Here is a 16,067-nt window from a genome sequence, read left to right as displayed (position 1 = left end):
TGGCCGGCTCGTGTACGGTGAAGGCATTCCACACGATCCGGAGCTCGCCGTGAAAGAGACCACCCAACTGGCCGCAGAACTGGGCCGACGTCTGCAAGTGCTCAATGCCCATGTCACTACCGCCGAGTCCTGCACAGGTGGCGGGATTGCCGAAGCGATTACGCGGATTCCGGGCAGTTCGGCCTGGTTTGAAGCGGGGTACGTGACGTATTCCAATCGGCAGAAGACCCGGCAGCTGGATGTGCCGGGCGATTTGTTCGAGACGGTAGGGGCGGTCAGTCGCGAAGTGGTCGAGGCCATGGTGCGCGGTGCGCAGCAGCACAGCCTGGCGCATTTTGCCGTGGCGGTCAGCGGTGTTGCCGGCCCCGACGGCGGCACGCCGAACAAGCCAGTGGGCACGGTATGGCTGGCCTGGGGTGTTGGCGATGAGGTTTACAGTGAGGTTCAGCACTTCCCCGGCAACCGTGATGAGGTCCGCCGACAAACGGTGAAGGCCGCGCTAGAGGGGCTTGTGCGACTAGCGGCACGAGAAATCGAAAATCAGGGGTAGGCGATCTTCGAACGCTGTGGAATAATACTGGCTACTTATACAGGTGTTGGCCGTCAGGCCTTATTGATTACGTGAGGACTTTAATGGACGACAACAAGAAGAAAGCCTTGGCTGCGGCCCTGGGTCAGATCGAACGTCAATTCGGCAAGGGTGCCGTAATGCGTATGGGCGATCAGGACCGTCAGGCGATCCCGGCCATCTCTACTGGCTCTCTGGGTCTGGATATCGCACTCGGCATCGGCGGTCTGCCAAAAGGCCGTATTGTTGAAATCTACGGTCCTGAATCCTCCGGTAAAACCACACTGACTTTGTCCGTGATCGCCCAGGCGCAGAAAGCCGGCGCGACCTGCGCATTCGTCGACGCCGAACACGCACTCGATCCAGAGTACGCCGGCAAGCTGGGCGTCAACGTCGATGATCTGCTGGTTTCCCAGCCGGACACCGGCGAACAGGCCCTGGAAATCACCGACATGCTGGTGCGCTCCAACGCCGTTGACGTGATCATCGTCGACTCCGTGGCGGCACTGGTACCGAAGGCTGAAATCGAAGGTGAAATGGGCGACATGCACGTCGGCCTGCAAGCACGTCTGATGTCTCAGGCGCTGCGTAAAATCACCGGTAACATCAAGAACGCCAACTGCCTGGTCATCTTCATCAACCAGATCCGTATGAAGATCGGCGTGATGTTCGGCAGCCCGGAAACCACCACCGGTGGTAACGCGCTGAAGTTCTACGCCTCGGTTCGTCTCGACATCCGCCGTACCGGCGCGGTGAAGGAAGGCGACGAAGTGGTCGGCAGCGAAACCCGCGTCAAGGTTGTGAAGAACAAGGTGGCTTCGCCGTTCCGTCAGGCCGAGTTCCAGATTCTTTACGGCAAAGGCATCTACCTCAACGGCGAGATGATCGACCTGGGTGTGCTGCACGGTTTCGTCGAGAAGTCCGGCGCCTGGTACGCCTACGAAGGCACCAAGATCGGTCAGGGCAAGGCCAACTCGGCCAAGTTCCTGGCGGACAACCCGGAAATTGCCGCGAAGCTCGAGAAGCAGCTGCGTGACAAGCTGCTGTCGCCAGCGGTGATCGCGGACTCCAAGGCCTCGGCGGTCAAAGAGACCGAAGACGACCTGGCCGACGCTGACCTCTGATACCAGCGATGACCACCGCCGTACTGGATACCCTCGTCGCGGTGCGGCGAACCGCCATGGACCTGCTCGCACGTCGCGAGCATGGTCGAGTCGAGTTGACGCGTAAGCTGCGTCAGCGCGGCGCCGAGGCGGAGCTGATCGAAACAGCCCTCGACCGTTTGACGGAAGAGGGGCTGCTTTCCGAAGCCCGTTACCTTGAAAGTTTTGTCTCCTACCGTGCCCGTTCCGGCTATGGCCCCCTGCGAATTCGCGAGGAGCTCAGCCAGCGGGGTTTGCAACGTACCGATATCGAAATCGCCCTGCGCGAAAGCGGTATCAACTGGCAGGCGCAGCTTCAGGATACTTGGCAACGCAAGTTCTCCGGACATTTACCGATTGATGCGAAAGAACGGGCCAAGCAAGGCCGATTTCTAGCGTATCGGGGTTTCTCGATGGAGATGATCAACCGCTTGTTCAGCGGTCGAGGGATGGACGATTAGGCCGATTTAACAAAAAAGCCCGCTATTTTTTAGAAAATAGCGGGCCTTTTTTTTGCCTTCAAATTACGTTGAAAGGCTCGCGTGAGCGTTGTGCAGTGGGCGGTTTCGAATCGGCCCAGTTTTCCGGCAGGTTGATAAAGTCCACCAACTCCCTTAGACGACCATGGGTACGGCCATTGAAGGCAAACGCCAGCCGCGTCAGGTGGCTGAACTGTGCATCGTCGTGTTCTTCACCGCTGTAGGCGTGTTGATGAAACTCGTCGCTCAGGCACAGGTCGGCGAACTCTTCCTGCATCTGCGTCAGTGCTTGGTCGCTGAGTTTGTGGTTCATGCGAATTACAAATTGCCGCTTGAGCCAGCGACTGGAGTGGAAGTTGCTATAGAACTGATTGATCTCCTCCACCGCTTCTTCAACGCTGTAAACCAATCGCATCAACTTCATATCGGTCGGCAGGATATAGCGGTTTTCTTCCAGCTGATTGCGGATGAAGTCCAGCGCACCTTGCCAGAAGGTACCGCCCGGAACATCCAGCAACACCACCGGCACCAATGGGCTTTTGCCGGTCTGAATCAGCGTCAGCACTTCCAGCGCTTCATCAAGGGTGCCGAAACCGCCCGGGCACAGTACCAGCGCGTCTGCCTCTTTGACGAAGAACAGTTTGCGGGTGAAGAAAAAGTGGAAGGGCAACAGATTATCGGTGCCGTTGACGGTGGGGTTGGCATGTTGTTCGAAGGGCAGGGTGATGTTGAAACCCAAACTGTGGTCACGTCCGGCTCCTTCGTGGGCGGCGGCCATGATGCCGCCGCCGGCGCCAGTGATGACCATCATCTCTGCACGCGTCAGCGCTGCGCCGAGTTCGCGGGCCATCGCGTATAGCGGATGTTCCACTGGCGTACGTGCCGAGCCGAACACGGTGACTTTGCGCCGGCCCTTGAATTGTTCGAGCACGCGGAACGCCTGCTCCAGTTCACGCAGGGCTTGCAGGGTGATCTTGGCGTTCCAGCGGTTGTGGTCTTCCTGAGCCATGCGCAGCACGGTCAGGATCATGTCGCGGTAGATGGGGATGTTCGGGCTGTCGGTGGAAACACGGTTGAGTTGGGCTTCGACCTGGCTGATGAGGTCGCCGCTTTCTTGAAAATGACGGCTCAAGAGGTCATTCGGTTGATAAGGCATTCAACGTCTCCTTCTGTACAGAGCGGTTAGCCCTGACAACCAGCGTCCGGGTCGCACTGCAAAAACACACAGGGCCGGCAGTTCCATTTCTGCCGTTAACGAATGATCGGGAATACTCTCAATTTAGACCCTCGCACGCATTCGCGCTGACTTGAACAGTGCGCTGTAACGTTTTGCCTGGCAACCGATTACTGATTTGCGCCCAAGCCTTGCCGCTCGTCTGAACGTGTCGCAAAGGGCCATCACTCTGATTTACTCAAATACAGATGTCGCAAGACAACCTTGCGTTTGCGCAAGGCGAGGCAATTCAAGGATTCGTGGGTGGCAAGGAGGCGGGATGCATGGTCAGAGTGGTTCTGGAGATCGATACGCAGCTGTATCGGATGTTGCAAGAGTCGGCCGAGACGCATCAATTGAGTCTCGAAGAAGAGTGCTGCCGACGATTGGCCGGCGGCGAGCGTCGGTCGCGCTATCTGCAGGCGCTGGTGGCGGAATTGCGCGCCGAGGATGAGCAGCGGCGCGCCAAGGCTTCGCGCTGATTACTTCTTCTTCGCTGGCGCGGCTTTCGGGCAATCGGATTCCTGATAGCTGGCCGAGCCGATCGCTTTGTTGGTTTTCACTTCGGTGAAGTCGTAGCGCATGATCGCGCCCTTGGCCATCAGCTTGCGGTACGACGGGTTGTTGCACACCGACGCGCCCAACTGGAAATACACAGCCTTGGGATCGGCGCGCATCTTGTCGGCGTGGCTCTTTTGCACGCTCAGATGGTTGATCAGCTGCGTGCCTTCGACGGTGTAGCCTTGATCAAGAATGTCTTCATTGATCGCCCGTGGCGTGCCGACGCTGCTTTGGGCGGCGACGTTGCGCAGCTCTCGGTTCAGATTCTGCTCACTCAGGGACGCAGCCTGAGCGGTAAAGGACGACGCCAGCAGAATGGCAGCGGTGGGAACGATAAGGCGCAGCATGAAACTCTCCTGATTCGGTGACTGGTGGTTCGACCCGTCACGGGGCGGTGCGTTCAGTGGCGGCGAATTATAGGGGAGCCGGTCTGGACGGTACAGGCTTGTGGCCGTCGCTCTGGTAAACTGCCGGCCTTTATTGCCCTGCCGAGTGTCGTTCGTGTCGAGTTTCCCTGTCTGCCGGTGTTGCCTGCGATGAACCATGCCCCCAACGCCGTGGCCCGCCTGCGCGATCAGCGTGAGGACGAAGGCATCAAGCCGATTCAGGCGCGCGGCTTTCGCTCCGAGCGTTGCCGCGATTGCCGGGTCATCATCAGTCATTGCCTGTGCGCGTGGCGGCCAAGCGTCGACACCCGTTCCGGCGTGTGCCTGATCATGACCGGCAAGGAAGTATTCAAGCCAAGCAACACCGGTTGGCTGATTGCCGATGTGGTGCGCGACAACCATGCGTTCATCTGGTCACGCACCGAGCCCGACCCGCAGATGCTTGCACTGCTCAACGATCCGCAATGGCAGCCGTATCTGGTGTTTCCGGGTGAGTATGTCGAACCGTCGCGGGTGACCAACACGGTGACAGTCGATAGCAGCAAGCGCCCGCTGTTCATACTGCTGGATGCGACCTGGACCGAGGCGCGCAAGATCTTTCGCAAGAGTCCATATTTCGACCGCTTGCCGATCCTCAGCCTGCTGCCCGACAAACTCTCGCGCTATCGCCTGCGCCGTTCGACCCGTAGCGAGCATCTGTGCACCGCCGAAGTCGCGGCGTTGTGCCTGGAATTGGCCGGTGACAGCGATGCCGCCTCGGCGCTGGACGCCTATTTCGATGTGTTCAGCCAGCATTACCTCGGTGCCAAGCAGCAACTGGACATGAATGAATCGACCCCCGCTCACGCCGAGCTGCTGCCCTATATACGAAAGCCGCAGCCGGAGTTGGCCCGATAGTGGCCCATACTGTCGACAGCGCTGGCCATCTTGCTTGACCACCCCGGCTGCGCTGGGCATGCTTGGCGCCGATTAGGGTGCGGCCAAGGTTTGAGACGCCGTGTTTGCTGTTGATTGGCGTCGAACGTGCCCCTGTGATATCGCTTCCAAGCGCTGTCTCGAGTTGCTTTGGCCAGACCGGAATCTACCGCGTCTGCCATCAAAAACAGGATCATTTGAAAAATGGCCACATACGACATCCTGATTGCCGATGATCACCCCCTGTTTCGCAGCGCCCTGCACCAAGCGGTGACGCTGGGCCTTGGCCCGGACGTGCGACTGGTGGAAGTGGCGAGCATCGCCGAACTGGAAGCGCGCCTGACCGAAAAGGCTGACTGGGATCTGGTCCTGCTGGATCTGAACATGCCCGGCGCCTATGGTTTTTCCGGACTGGTGCTGCTGCGCGGGCAGTATCCGCAGATTCCGGTGGTGATGGTCTCGGCCCAGGAAGAAGCTTCGGTGATGGTCAAGTCCCGCGAGTTCGGCGCCAGTGGCTTCATTCCCAAATCCAGCGATCTGAGCGTGATTCAGCAAGCGGTGCGCAAGGTGCTTGATGGCGACGTGTTCTGGCCGCCGCAAGCGTTCGAAGCAGTCAGCGTCTCGGATGAGGCGAAAGCTGCCAGCGATGGACTGGCTAGCCTTACGCCGCAACAATTCCGCGTGCTGACCATGGTCTGCGAGGGATTGCTGAACAAACAGATCGCTTATGAGTTGAGCGTGTCGGAAGCGACCATCAAGGCCCACGTCACGGCGATCTTTCGCAAATTGAATGTGCGCACTCGCACGCAAGCGGCTTTACTGCTGCAACAACTTGAGTCAATTCCCAGCCAGTGATGGCTGGCGATTTCACGCTTTTTTGACTTTTGTTGATCTAGCTTCCCCACTCCTTTTTGGTTGGTTTCTTCCTTATGTCACCTTTCAAGGGCCAGACCGGCCTGAAACGCATCCTCAACGCGTCCGGCTATTCGCTCGATGGCCTGCGCGCCGCCTTCACCGGCGAAGCGGCATTCCGCCAACTGGTGCTGCTCAACGTGGTGCTGATTCCGCTGACATTCTTCCTCAATGTCAGCCGGGTCGAGCAGGCGGTGTTGATCGCGGTGTGTTTGCTGGCGCTGATTGTCGAGCTGCTGAATTCGGCGGTGGAAGCGGCCATTGACCGCATCTCGCTGGAATTGCACCCGCTGTCGAAAAACGCCAAGGACATGGGCAGCGCCGCGCAGTTCGTGGCGTTGAGCATGATTGGGCTGGTGTGGGCGGTGATTCTGCTTTAAGCAATGGTCGGCAACACGATCTCGTCGCTGCGCTGCACCCCGGCGGTGAAGGCGCGGCACAGCTCGAGAAACTCGCGCATGGCCGAGGTCTGGTATTTCTGTTTGTGCCAGATGAAATAGAACTGCCGGGCCAGATCCAGATCAGGCGTCTCTACCGGCACCAGACTGCCGCGCCGGAAGGCATCGCGCAGCGCCAGCCGCGAAATGCAGCCAATCCCCAAGCCAGATTCCACTGCGCGCTTGATCGCTTCGGTGTGTTCCAGCTCCAGGCGAATATTCAGCGCGCTGCGATGGTGACGCATGGCCTGGTCGAAGGTCAGCCGCGTGCCGGAACCCTGTTCCCGCAGAATCCATGCCTCATGGGTCAGCTCTTCCATCGTCGCACTGCCGCGTTTGGCCAACGGATGCTGCGGCGCGCAAAACACCACCAGCTCATCCTCGACCCAACTCTGCACTTCGATGTCCGGGTGGCTGCAATCGCCTTCAATCAGACCCAGATCAATTTCGTAGTGGGCGACCTGTTGCACGATATTGGCAGTGTTCTGCACGTGCAGCTTGACCTGACTTTCGGGGTGCCGCTGCATGAAGCTGCCGATCAGCAGGGTGGCCAGATAGTTGCCAATGGTCAGCGTCGCCCCCACTGATAAAGAGCCGAAACCGGATTTGCCATTGAGCAGGTCTTCGATTTCCTTGGCCTGGTCGAGCAGGGCGACCGCTTGCGGCAACAGTTGTTTGCCCAGGGCGTTGAGGCTCAGGCGTTTGCCGGCGCGGTCGAACAGCTGGCAGCTGGACTGGCGCTCGAGCTCGGTGATCGAAGTGCTGGCCGCCGATTGCGAGAGGTTGAGCAGACCCGCAGCACGGGATACGCTTTCCTGCTGGGCGACGGCGACGAAGACTTGCAGTTGACGGAGAGTAAATCGCATATCGATATAACCGATAACCCTTATCTTAATAATCCAGTTAACAGATATTGTCGTCGCTATTAGAATGCGATGCAATTGCGCACGTTAAGCCTCATTGAGCCGCGCAGACCAATCTCCAGGAGTCAAACGTACATGAGCAACATGAACCACGAGCGTGTCCTCAGTGTTCATCACTGGAACGACACTCTGTTCAGCTTCAAGTGCACCCGCGATCCGGGTCTGCGCTTCGAGAACGGTCAGTTCGTGATGATCGGCCTGCAACAGCCCAACGGCCGCCCGCTTATGCGCGCTTACTCGATCGCCAGCCCGAACTGGGAAGAGCATCTCGAGTTCTTCAGCATCAAAGTGCAGGATGGTCCGCTGACCTCCCAGCTGCAGCACTTGAAGGAAGGCGACGAGATCATCATCTCGAAGAAGCCTACCGGCACGCTGGTTCTTGATGACCTGAACCCGGGCAAGCACCTGTACCTGCTGAGCACCGGTACCGGTCTGGCGCCGTTCATGAGCGTCATTCAGGACCCGGAAACCTACGAGCGCTTTGAGAAAGTGATCCTGGTTCACGGTGTGCGCTACGTCAACGAAGTCGCTTACCGCGAATTCATCACTGAGCACCTGCCGCAGAACGAGTTCTTTGGCGAAGCGCTGCGTGACAAGTTGATCTACTACCCGACCGTGACCCGCGAGCCGTTCGAGAATCAGGGCCGCCTGACTGACCTGATGCGCAGCGGCAAGCTGTTCAGCGACATCGGCCTGCCACCGATCAACCCGCAGGACGACCGCGCGATGATCTGCGGCAGCCCGAGCATGCTCGACGAGACCAGCGAAGTGCTCGACAGCTTCGGCCTGAAGATCTCGGCGCGGATGCGCGAGCCGGGTGATTACCTGATCGAGCGTGCGTTCGTCGAAAAATAACCTGCGATATCTGTGGAGCGAGCCCGCTCGCGAATGCGGTCTGTCATCAACGTTGATGTTGCATGACACGACGCCTTCGCGAGCAGGCTCGCTCCCACAGTTGGTTTTTCGGTGTGACAGTAGAAGCCCGCGTTGCCTGAGAAGGCAGCGCGGGCTTTTTCGTTTGCGGGCTTTATGCCTCGGCCGGGATGACTTCCAGCACGCGGATCTGTTCGGGCGTCGGGTAATGCCAGCGCACGTCCAGGTCCCAGAACTGTGCACCATATTCACGTTCCGGCGCCGGCGTCTGATACGCCGGACGCGGATCCTGCGCCAGGCACTGCTCGATCAGCTCAACCAACGGCTCATCGAGCCGCTGAGCGTGGGCGTGCGCCTGTTTCAAAGCCGAATCCGCCCACTGCACGTCGATCAACTGCGGCGCGGCGCTGGCGATGTCATTGGTCGCCCCCGGGATGATGTCGGCATACGGCACATAGGGTTTGATATCCAGCACCGGCGTGCCGTCGAGCAGATCGATCCCGGAGATAAACAGCCGATTACCTTCGACTCTGTCCAGCTTTACCACCGACTGGCCAATGCCGTTGGGGCGGTGCGTGGCGCGGGTGGCAAACACGCCCATCGACTTGTTACCGCCCAGGCGAGGCGGGCGCACCTTCAGGCGTGGCTTGTCTTCGAGCGCCTGATGGAACAGAAACAACAGCCAGACATGACTGACCTGCTCCAGCCCCTGCACGGCGTCACCCTGATCGAACGGCGCGACCAGTTCCAGCACGCCACGGGCGGCCGGTGCCAGTTGCGGCTGGCGGGGGATGGCGAACTTCTCCTTGAAGCAGGAGCGCACGAAGCCGATGGGGGAGACGCTGTAAGTCATGGTCTGGGATCGAAGCGGGGTCGGGCGGGCATGATAACCCGGCTTGCTTCAAGTCTGGTGGTGACAGGGCGGACGCCATCGCTGGCAAGCCAGCTCCCACAAATTTGTGAGTGAACCTAGATTATTCAAGCACCCAAGAACCCTGTGGGAGCTGGCTTGCCAGCGATAGTCACACCGCCGATGTCAGAGGCTGAACCCACCATCCAGCGGAATGATATTCCCGGTCATATAAGCCCCCGCCGTACTCGCCAGGCTGATCGCCAGCGCCGCCATCTCTTCCTCACGCCCCCAGCGCTTCATCGGAATCAGCGCAGTATCCTCAGCCAACGCCTGCTCATCATTACCAATATGCTGGGTCATCTTGCTCGGAAACCGTCCCGGCGCAATCACGTTGACGTTGATGTGCTGGCTCACCAGTTCTCGCGCCAGAATGCGCGATAACTGATGCAGGGCGGCCTTGCTCGGCCCATAGGCATATGCGTGCTCGCCAAACGAAGAAATCCCCGCCACCGAACCGATATTGATGATCCGCGCCGGATTCGCCGCCGAACCGGCCTTGCGCAGCAACGGCAGGAACTGCTGGATGCAACTGAACACCGAGGTCACGTTGAGCTGCATGACCTTTTCCCAGCCCTTGACCGGATAACTCTCCAGCGGCGCCCCCCACGTGGTGCCGGCGTTGTTCACCAGAATGTCCAGATGAGTGATCTGCTCACCCAGACGCGCGGCCAATTCCCGCACGCCGTCTTCGGTGGCCAGATTCGCCGCCACACCGTGGCAAGTGCCCAGGGCGCCTAGTTCTTCCGCGGTTTGATGACAGGCTTCGACGTCGCGCGAGCACACGTAGACATGGGCGCCGGCCTCGACGAAGGCCTTGGCGATCATCTTGCCGATACCACGGGTTCCGCCTGTCACCAGAGCGGTGCGGCCTTGCAGGGAAAAGTAGGGATGCATGGCGAGTCCTGAAGATTAGGGATCAGTACACTCTAGGCCATGCGGCCAGCTTCGAGCTGCAAGCTACAAGCGGCAAGTCAAACACCGTGCTCCGCCTTGCCGCTTGTAGCTTGTAGCTTGTAGCTTGCAGCTGTTTTCAGGCTCTCACGCGCAGCGTGAGCCCTTTGAGGAAATTACGCAGCAACTGGTCGCCACAAGGACGGTAGTTGGTGTGGCCGACCTTGCGGAACAGCGCGCTCAGCTCAGGCTTGGACACCGGAAACTCGGCAGCCTTGAGGATCGCGTGCATGTCGTCTTCTTTCAGTTCGAAGGCCACGCGCAGTTTTTTCAGGATGATGTTGTTGGTCACCGGCACTTCGATCGGTTGCGGCGGACGGCTTTCGTCCTTGCCGCGCTTGAAGATCACCAGACCGTCGAGGAAGTGCGCGATGACTTCGTCCGGGCAGCGCACGAAGCCTTCTTCGTCTTCTTCTTTCTTGTCGAGCCAGGTGATGACATCGGCGAGCGTGACGTCCATGCCGCCCAGTTTGATGATCTCGACAACTTTCTTGTCGCTGATGTCGAGCATGTAGCGCACGCTGCGCAGTACGTCGTTATGAACCATGTCGGTATTCCTGATGCGTTGTGGGCAGCGCTCGCGGGCGCTGCCGGAATGTGGGGCGGCAGTGGAAGTCTCAGAACTTCTCTTTGCCGGACAGGTAGCGCCATTGGCCGACCGGGACTTTGCCGATCGACACGCCGCCGATGCGGATGCGGCGGATGCCGATGACCTTCAGGCCGACCGCTTCGCAGAACTGCGCGATGATTCCCGGCTGCGGGTTTTTCATGGCGAAGCGCAGGCGGTTTTCGTTCTGCCAACTGGCCTTCACCGGCGGCAGCTCTTTGCCCTTGTGGGTCAGGCCATGCTGCAAACGGTTGAGGCCGTGGGCAGCCATCTCACCTTCGACTTCGACGATGTATTCCTGCTCGATCTTCGCCGCGTCGGCGGTGAGCTTGCGCAGGATTTTCCAGTCCTGGGTGAACACCAGCAGGCCGCTGGCCTTGGGCTGCAGGTCGGCGCTGGCAGTCAGGTGCAGGAAATGCCCGCGCAACGGGCGCTTGCCGTAGCGATGCTCTTCGCTGAGAGTTTCGGCGCTGAGCGTTTGCATGGCGCTGTCGACATCCATGCCGGCGGGCGCGTTGAGCAGGATGGTCACCGGCTCCGGCGCGGTGGCCTTGGCGTCCTTGTCGAGCTCGACCTTTTGCTCGCCGACCTTGAATTGCGGCTCATCGATGACTTCGCTGTCCACGGTGACCCAGCCGCCCTCGATGAACAGCTCGGCCTCCCGGCGGGAGCAACCGACCAGTTCGATGAGGCGTTTGGAGAGGCGAATCGGGTCAGTCATGACGGGGCCGTAACAAAAAAGGGGTGGGCATTGTACCTGTGTGGAAGCGGTTAAGCCCGGTTCCATTTGCAGGCGCTGTATTCAATGTGGGAGCGAGCCTGCTCGCGAAGGCGTCCTGCCAGTCTATGTGTGCAGTGACGGGTACACCGCATTCGCGAGCAGGCTCGCTCCCACAGGGGTTTCATGGTGTGTCAGCCGTTGCTTGAGCGCTGCTGGGACTGCCGCAAGCGCATATGCAGCAGCGGATACGGCTGGCCCATGCCATCGACCTCGGAGCGGCCGATCACTTCGAAGCCCTGCTTTTCATAAAAGCCCAAGGCTTGCGGGTTCTGCTCATTGACGTCGAGTTCATCGGCGTTGAGCCGTTCGATCGCATAGCGCAGCAACTGCTTGCCCAAGCCTTGACCACGATGATCAGGATCGATGAACAACATTTCGATCTTGCCCGCCGCCACACCGGCAAACCCGGTGATGCGCTGCTGGCGATCCTTGGTGCAGATCAGCATGACCGCATCAAGATAGCGGGTGAGCACCAGATTGCGCAGCAGCTCGATGTAGCTGTCCGGCAGGAACTGGTGAGTCGCACGGACCGAGGCCTCCCAGACCCGGGTCAGTTCTTCGTAATCGCTGATTTTCGGTGTGTGAATGACCGAATGCTGACGCATGTGCGTGTGCCTCTTGTGCGGTTCAAGGGAGTCCGTCCCCCGCTAAACGATAGCCGCAAAAAAGCCCCGTATCTCGGAAAAGAGCGGGGCTTCTGGATACAGCGCTATTCACTTGTGGGAGCGAGCCTGCTCGCGAAGGCATTGTGTCAGGCAATATTTACAGCGACTGACCCAGCGCATTCGCGAGCAGGCTCGCTCCCACAGGTATTTTGCGGTGCTTAGATCTGCTCAGCCCACAAATCATATTCGTCTGCGTCAGTCACCTTGCACCAGACCTTGTCGCCCGGCTTCAGGTTGCTGCCATTGTCGATAAACACGTTGCCATCGATTTCCGGGGCGTCGAAGAAGCAACGGCCGACCGCACCTTGCTCGTCAACTTCATCCACCAGCACTTCAATCTCACGACCGATGCGCATTTGCAGGCGTGCCGAGCTGATCGCCTGCTGGTGCGCCATGAAGCGCTCCCAACGATCCTGCTTGACGTCGTCCGGTACCACTTCCAGATCCAGATCATTCGCTGGTGCGCCGTCCACCGGCGAGTACTGGAAGCAGCCGACGCGGTCGAGCTGGGCTTCGGTCAACCAGTTGAGCAGGTACTGGAAGTCTTCTTCGGTTTCGCCCGGGAAGCCGACGATGAAGGTCGAACGGATGATCAGGTCCGGGCAGATTTCGCGCCAGTTCTTGATGCGCGCCAGGGTCTTGTCTTCGAACGCCGGGCGTTTCATCGACTTCAGGACTTTCGGGCTGGCGTGCTGGAACGGGATATCCAGGTACGGCAGGATCTTGCCGGCGGCCATCAGTGGAATCAGCTCGTCGACGTGTGGGTACGGATAAACGTAATGCAGGCGGACCCAGACGCCCAGCGTGCTCAGCGCTTCGCACAGCTCGGTCATGCGGGTTTTCACTGGCGCGCCGTTCCAGAAACCGGTGCGATATTTCACATCAACGCCGTAAGCGCTGGTGTCTTGCGAGATCACCAACAACTCTTTAACGCCGGATTTGACCAGGCGCTGCGCCTCGTCGAGCACATCGCCAACCGGACGGCTGACCAGTTTGCCGCGCATCGACGGGATGATGCAGAACGAGCAGCTGTGGTTGCAGCCTTCGGAAATCTTCAGGTACGCGTAGTGGCGCGGGGTCAGCTTGATGCCTTGCGGCGGCACCAGGTCGATCAGCGGGTTGTGATCCTGACGCGGCGGCACCACTTCGTGCACGGCGTTGACCACTTGCTCGTACTGCTGCGGACCGGTCACGGCCAGCACGCTCGGGTGTACGTCGCGGATGTTGCCTTCTTCCACGCCCATGCAACCGGTGACGATGACCTTGCCGTTTTCCTTGATCGCTTCGCCGATCACTTCCAGCGACTCGGCCTTGGCCGAATCGATGAAACCGCAGGTGTTGACCACCACGACGTCGGCGTCCTGATAGGTGGACACCACGTCATAGCCTTCCATGCGCAGCTGGGTCAGGATGCGCTCGGAGTCGACCAGTGCTTTCGGGCAACCCAGAGATACAAAGCCAACCTTTGGATTGGCCGGCGCAGGAGTGGTGGACATGTCTAACCTCGGTGTTTTGTGACGTCGCTGGCCACGCGCGGCAGCTGACGGATGGGCGCTTGAGATGCGCCTCTGATCAAAAAGTGCGCAATTCTAGCGGCGGGCAACGCACTTGACCAGCTTTATACGGGGAAATACGACGAGTGCTGCGCTATGCTTCGCGCCGTTGAGCTTTACCGATTTCGTGCAGTCAATCATTGGTCTGTAACAACAGGTAAAACAGCGCATGCTGCAACTCAAAGCATAGTGCTTCCTTCAAAGAAGCCGGTATCGAGATCAGGAGTGTTGGATGGGTCAGGCAAGTAGTCATGCGGCGGGCGCCGAGGGTTCGGCAAGCAGACCGCTGAGCATGCTGGTCGCGGCGGTCGGGGTGGTTTATGGCGACATCGGCACGAGCCCGTTGTACACCCTCAAGGAAGTGTTTTCCGGCGGTTATGGTGTGCCGGTCAATCACGACGGTGTGCTCGGCATTCTGTCGTTGATCTTCTGGTCGCTGATCTGGGTGGTCTCGATCAAATACATGATGTTCGTCCTGCGCGCCGACAACCAGGGCGAGGGCGGCATCATGGCCCTGACGGCACTGGCACGGCGGGCAGCGGCGGGGCGCAAGCGCCTGCGCACGTTGTTGGTGGTGTGCGGGCTGATCGGCGCGGCGCTGTTCTACGGCGACAGCATGATCACCCCGGCCATTTCGGTGCTATCGGCGATCGAAGGCCTCGGCCTGGCGTTTGAAGGCATCGATCACTGGGTGGTGCCGCTGTCGCTGGTGGTACTGGTCGCGCTGTTTCTGATCCAGCGCCACGGTACCGCGCGGATCGGCATTCTGTTCGGGCCGATCATGGTCACCTGGTTCCTCGTCCTCGGCGCCCTTGGTGTGTACGGCATCAGCCACACCCCGGAAGTGCTGCACGCGCTGAACCCGATGTGGGCGGTGAATTTTTTCGTCGTGCACCCGGGCATGGGCGTAGCGATCCTCGGCGCGGTTGTGCTGGCGCTGACCGGCGCCGAAGCGCTGTACGCCGACATGGGCCACTTCGGCCGCAAGCCGATCGCCCGCGCCTGGTTTCTGCTGGTGCTGCCGGCGCTGGTACTCAACTACTTCGGCCAGGGCGCATTGCTGCTGGAAAACCCTGACGCCGCGCGTAACCCGTTCTACCTGCTGGCGCCGAGCTGGGCGCTGATTCCGCTGGTCGGCCTTTCGACCCTGGCCACGGTGATCGCTTCGCAAGCGGTGATTTCCGGTGCGTTCTCCCTGACCCGTCAGGCGATCCAGCTCGGTTACATCCCGCGCATGTACATCCAGCACACCTCCAGCGACGAGCAGGGCCAGATCTACATCGGTGCGGTGAACTGGGCGCTGATGGTCGGCGTGGTCCTGTTGGTGCTGGGCTTCGAATCCTCCGGTGCACTGGCCTCGGCCTACGGCGTGGCAGTGACTGGCACCATGCTGATGACCACCATTCTGGTGTCCGCCGTGATGTTGCTGCTGTGGAAATGGCCACCGATCCTTGCGGTGCCGGTGTTGATCGGCTTCCTGTTGGTGGATGGTCTGTATTTCGCCGCCAACGTACCGAAGATCGTTCAGGGCGGCGCTTTCCCGGTGATCGCCGGTATCGCCCTGTTCGTGCTGATGACCACCTGGAAGCGGGGCAAACAGCTGCTGGTCGAACGCCTCGACGAAGGCGCGCTGCCGCTGCCGATCTTCATCAGCAGCATCCGCGTGCAACCGCCGCATCGCGTACAGGGCACCGCCGTGTTCCTCACCGCCCGCTCCGACGCCGTGCCCCACGCGCTGCTGCACAACCTGCTGCACAACCAGGTGCTGCATGAGCAAGTGGTGTTGCTGACGGTGGTCTACGAAGACATCCCGCGCGTACCGCCATCGCGGCGCTTCGAGGTCGAAGCGCACGGAGAGGGTTTCTTTCGGGTGATCCTGCACTTCGGCTTCACCGACGAGCCCGACGTGCCGCAGGCGTTGAAGCTGTGTCATCTGGATGATCTTGATTTCAGCCCGATGCGTACCACTTACTTCCTCAGCCGCGAAACGGTGATTGCCTCGAAACTGGAAGGCATGGCGCGTTGGCGTGAGGCGCTGTTTGCGTTCATGTTGAAGAATGCCAATGGCAATTTGCGGTTCTTCAATCTGCCGTTGAACCGGGTGATTGAGTTGGGGACGCAGGTGGAGATGTAAACCCCGCCGCAACTCAAAAGCCCCCGTCAGCTTCAAGGCTGTCGGGGGCTTTTT

The 16,067-nt window shown here is 59.8% G+C and carries 18 protein-coding genes; 9 read left to right on the top strand and 9 right to left on the bottom strand.

From position 1 onward, the window contains the following. Positions 1-49 precede the first annotated feature (49 nt). The 3 genes from J5M66_RS18735 to recX all read left to right on the top strand — a co-directional run bounded on the left by J5M66_RS18735 (position 50) and on the right by recX (position 2,171). On the top strand, positions 50-550 hold the full coding sequence (locus J5M66_RS18735) for a CinA family protein (RefSeq protein ID WP_038861108.1): 501 nt from the start codon (positions 50-52) through the stop codon (positions 548-550). A gap of 83 nt (positions 551-633) precedes the next feature. Then, the gene (gene recA / locus J5M66_RS18730; protein WP_024011876.1) at positions 634-1,692 is read left to right on the top strand and encodes a recombinase RecA; all 1,059 of its coding nucleotides are present in this window, start codon (positions 634-636) and stop codon (positions 1,690-1,692) included. An 8-nt stretch (positions 1,693-1,700) separates the two neighbouring features. Beyond that, complete coding sequence (gene recX / locus J5M66_RS18725; protein ID WP_024011877.1) at positions 1,701-2,171, top strand: recombination regulator RecX; 471 nt, start codon at positions 1,701-1,703, stop codon at positions 2,169-2,171. 58 nt (positions 2,172-2,229) lie between these two features. Here recX and J5M66_RS18720 read toward each other — a convergent pair whose 3' ends face one another. Next, a complete protein-coding gene (locus J5M66_RS18720; RefSeq protein WP_123443007.1) occupies positions 2,230-3,345 on the bottom strand; it encodes a TIGR00730 family Rossman fold protein in 1,116 nt (371 codons plus the stop codon). Between the two features lie 341 nt (positions 3,346-3,686). Between J5M66_RS18720 and J5M66_RS18715 the strand changes: the two genes are divergently transcribed. After that, positions 3,687-3,884 (top strand): hypothetical protein, encoded by a 198-nt coding sequence (locus tag J5M66_RS18715; protein WP_016770569.1) that lies wholly within the window; start codon positions 3,687-3,689, stop codon positions 3,882-3,884. On the opposite strand, the gene J5M66_RS18710 is transcribed toward J5M66_RS18715, so the two are convergent. Next, complete coding sequence (locus J5M66_RS18710; protein ID WP_007908738.1) at positions 3,885-4,310, bottom strand: PA3611 family quorum-sensing-regulated virulence factor; 426 nt, start codon at positions 4,308-4,310, stop codon at positions 3,885-3,887. 189 nt (positions 4,311-4,499) lie between these two features. Between J5M66_RS18710 and J5M66_RS18705 the strand changes: the two genes are divergently transcribed. The 3 genes from J5M66_RS18705 (at position 4,500) to J5M66_RS18695 (ending at position 6,556) form a co-directional block, all read left to right on the top strand. Further along, entirely contained in the window at positions 4,500-5,246 is a 747-nt protein-coding gene (locus tag J5M66_RS18705; protein WP_024011879.1) for a tRNA-uridine aminocarboxypropyltransferase, read from the top strand. Between the two features lie 222 nt (positions 5,247-5,468). Further along, on the top strand, positions 5,469-6,119 hold the full coding sequence (gene erdR / locus J5M66_RS18700; RefSeq protein ID WP_123443004.1) for a response regulator transcription factor ErdR: 651 nt from the start codon (positions 5,469-5,471) through the stop codon (positions 6,117-6,119). 74 nt (positions 6,120-6,193) lie between these two features. Further along, entirely contained in the window at positions 6,194-6,556 is a 363-nt protein-coding gene (locus tag J5M66_RS18695) for a diacylglycerol kinase (RefSeq protein ID WP_016771411.1), read from the top strand. Here the strand turns inward: J5M66_RS18695 and J5M66_RS18690 are convergent. Continuing rightward, the gene (locus tag J5M66_RS18690; protein ID WP_024011881.1) at positions 6,553-7,479 is read right to left on the bottom strand and encodes a LysR family transcriptional regulator; all 927 of its coding nucleotides are present in this window, start codon (positions 7,477-7,479) and stop codon (positions 6,553-6,555) included. The two genes, J5M66_RS18695 and J5M66_RS18690, sit on opposite strands and share 4 nt — an antisense overlap. A gap of 132 nt (positions 7,480-7,611) precedes the next feature. On the opposite strand from J5M66_RS18690, the gene fpr reads away from it, so the two are divergent. After that, complete coding sequence (fpr, locus tag J5M66_RS18685) at positions 7,612-8,391, top strand: ferredoxin-NADP reductase (RefSeq protein ID WP_007908723.1); 780 nt, start codon at positions 7,612-7,614, stop codon at positions 8,389-8,391. A 172-nt stretch (positions 8,392-8,563) separates the two neighbouring features. Here fpr and tsaA read toward each other — a convergent pair whose 3' ends face one another. The 6 genes from tsaA to rimO all read right to left on the bottom strand — a co-directional run bounded on the left by tsaA (position 8,564) and on the right by rimO (position 13,822). Next, entirely contained in the window at positions 8,564-9,262 is a 699-nt protein-coding gene (gene tsaA, locus J5M66_RS18680) for a tRNA (N6-threonylcarbamoyladenosine(37)-N6)-methyltransferase TrmO (protein WP_207808257.1), read from the bottom strand. A gap of 183 nt (positions 9,263-9,445) precedes the next feature. Further along, positions 9,446-10,216: an SDR family oxidoreductase gene (locus tag J5M66_RS18675; RefSeq protein ID WP_207808258.1), complete on the bottom strand. Its 771-nt coding sequence runs from the start codon at positions 10,214-10,216 to the stop codon at positions 9,446-9,448. Positions 10,217-10,352: 136 nt separating this feature from the next. Next, complete coding sequence (locus J5M66_RS18670) at positions 10,353-10,820, bottom strand: DUF1456 family protein (RefSeq protein WP_016771408.1); 468 nt, start codon at positions 10,818-10,820, stop codon at positions 10,353-10,355. Between the two features lie 70 nt (positions 10,821-10,890). Next, positions 10,891-11,601 carry an rRNA pseudouridine synthase gene (locus tag J5M66_RS18665; RefSeq protein ID WP_207808259.1) on the bottom strand — a complete coding sequence of 237 codons (711 nt, stop codon included), beginning with the start codon at positions 11,599-11,601 and terminating at the stop codon, positions 10,891-10,893. 191 nt (positions 11,602-11,792) lie between these two features. After that, positions 11,793-12,266, bottom strand: a complete 474-nt coding sequence (locus J5M66_RS18660) for a GNAT family N-acetyltransferase (RefSeq protein WP_073475936.1) — start codon at positions 12,264-12,266, stop codon at positions 11,793-11,795. Positions 12,267-12,484: 218 nt separating this feature from the next. Beyond that, positions 12,485-13,822 carry a 30S ribosomal protein S12 methylthiotransferase RimO gene (gene rimO / locus J5M66_RS18655; protein ID WP_024011887.1) on the bottom strand — a complete coding sequence of 446 codons (1,338 nt, stop codon included), beginning with the start codon at positions 13,820-13,822 and terminating at the stop codon, positions 12,485-12,487. A 289-nt stretch (positions 13,823-14,111) separates the two neighbouring features. Between rimO and J5M66_RS18650 the strand changes: the two genes are divergently transcribed. Continuing rightward, positions 14,112-16,013, top strand: coding sequence for a potassium transporter Kup (locus J5M66_RS18650; protein ID WP_076566206.1), 1,902 nt, complete (start codon positions 14,112-14,114; stop codon positions 16,011-16,013). Positions 16,014-16,067: the final 54 nt, after the last annotated feature.

This window comes from Pseudomonas sp. 67(2021) (assembly GCF_017491835.1).
GTDB lineage: Bacteria > Pseudomonadota > Gammaproteobacteria > Pseudomonadales > Pseudomonadaceae > Aquipseudomonas > Aquipseudomonas atacamensis.
Note: the sequence above shows the minus strand (reverse complement) of the source record. Positions and strands in the feature narration are given on the sequence as shown.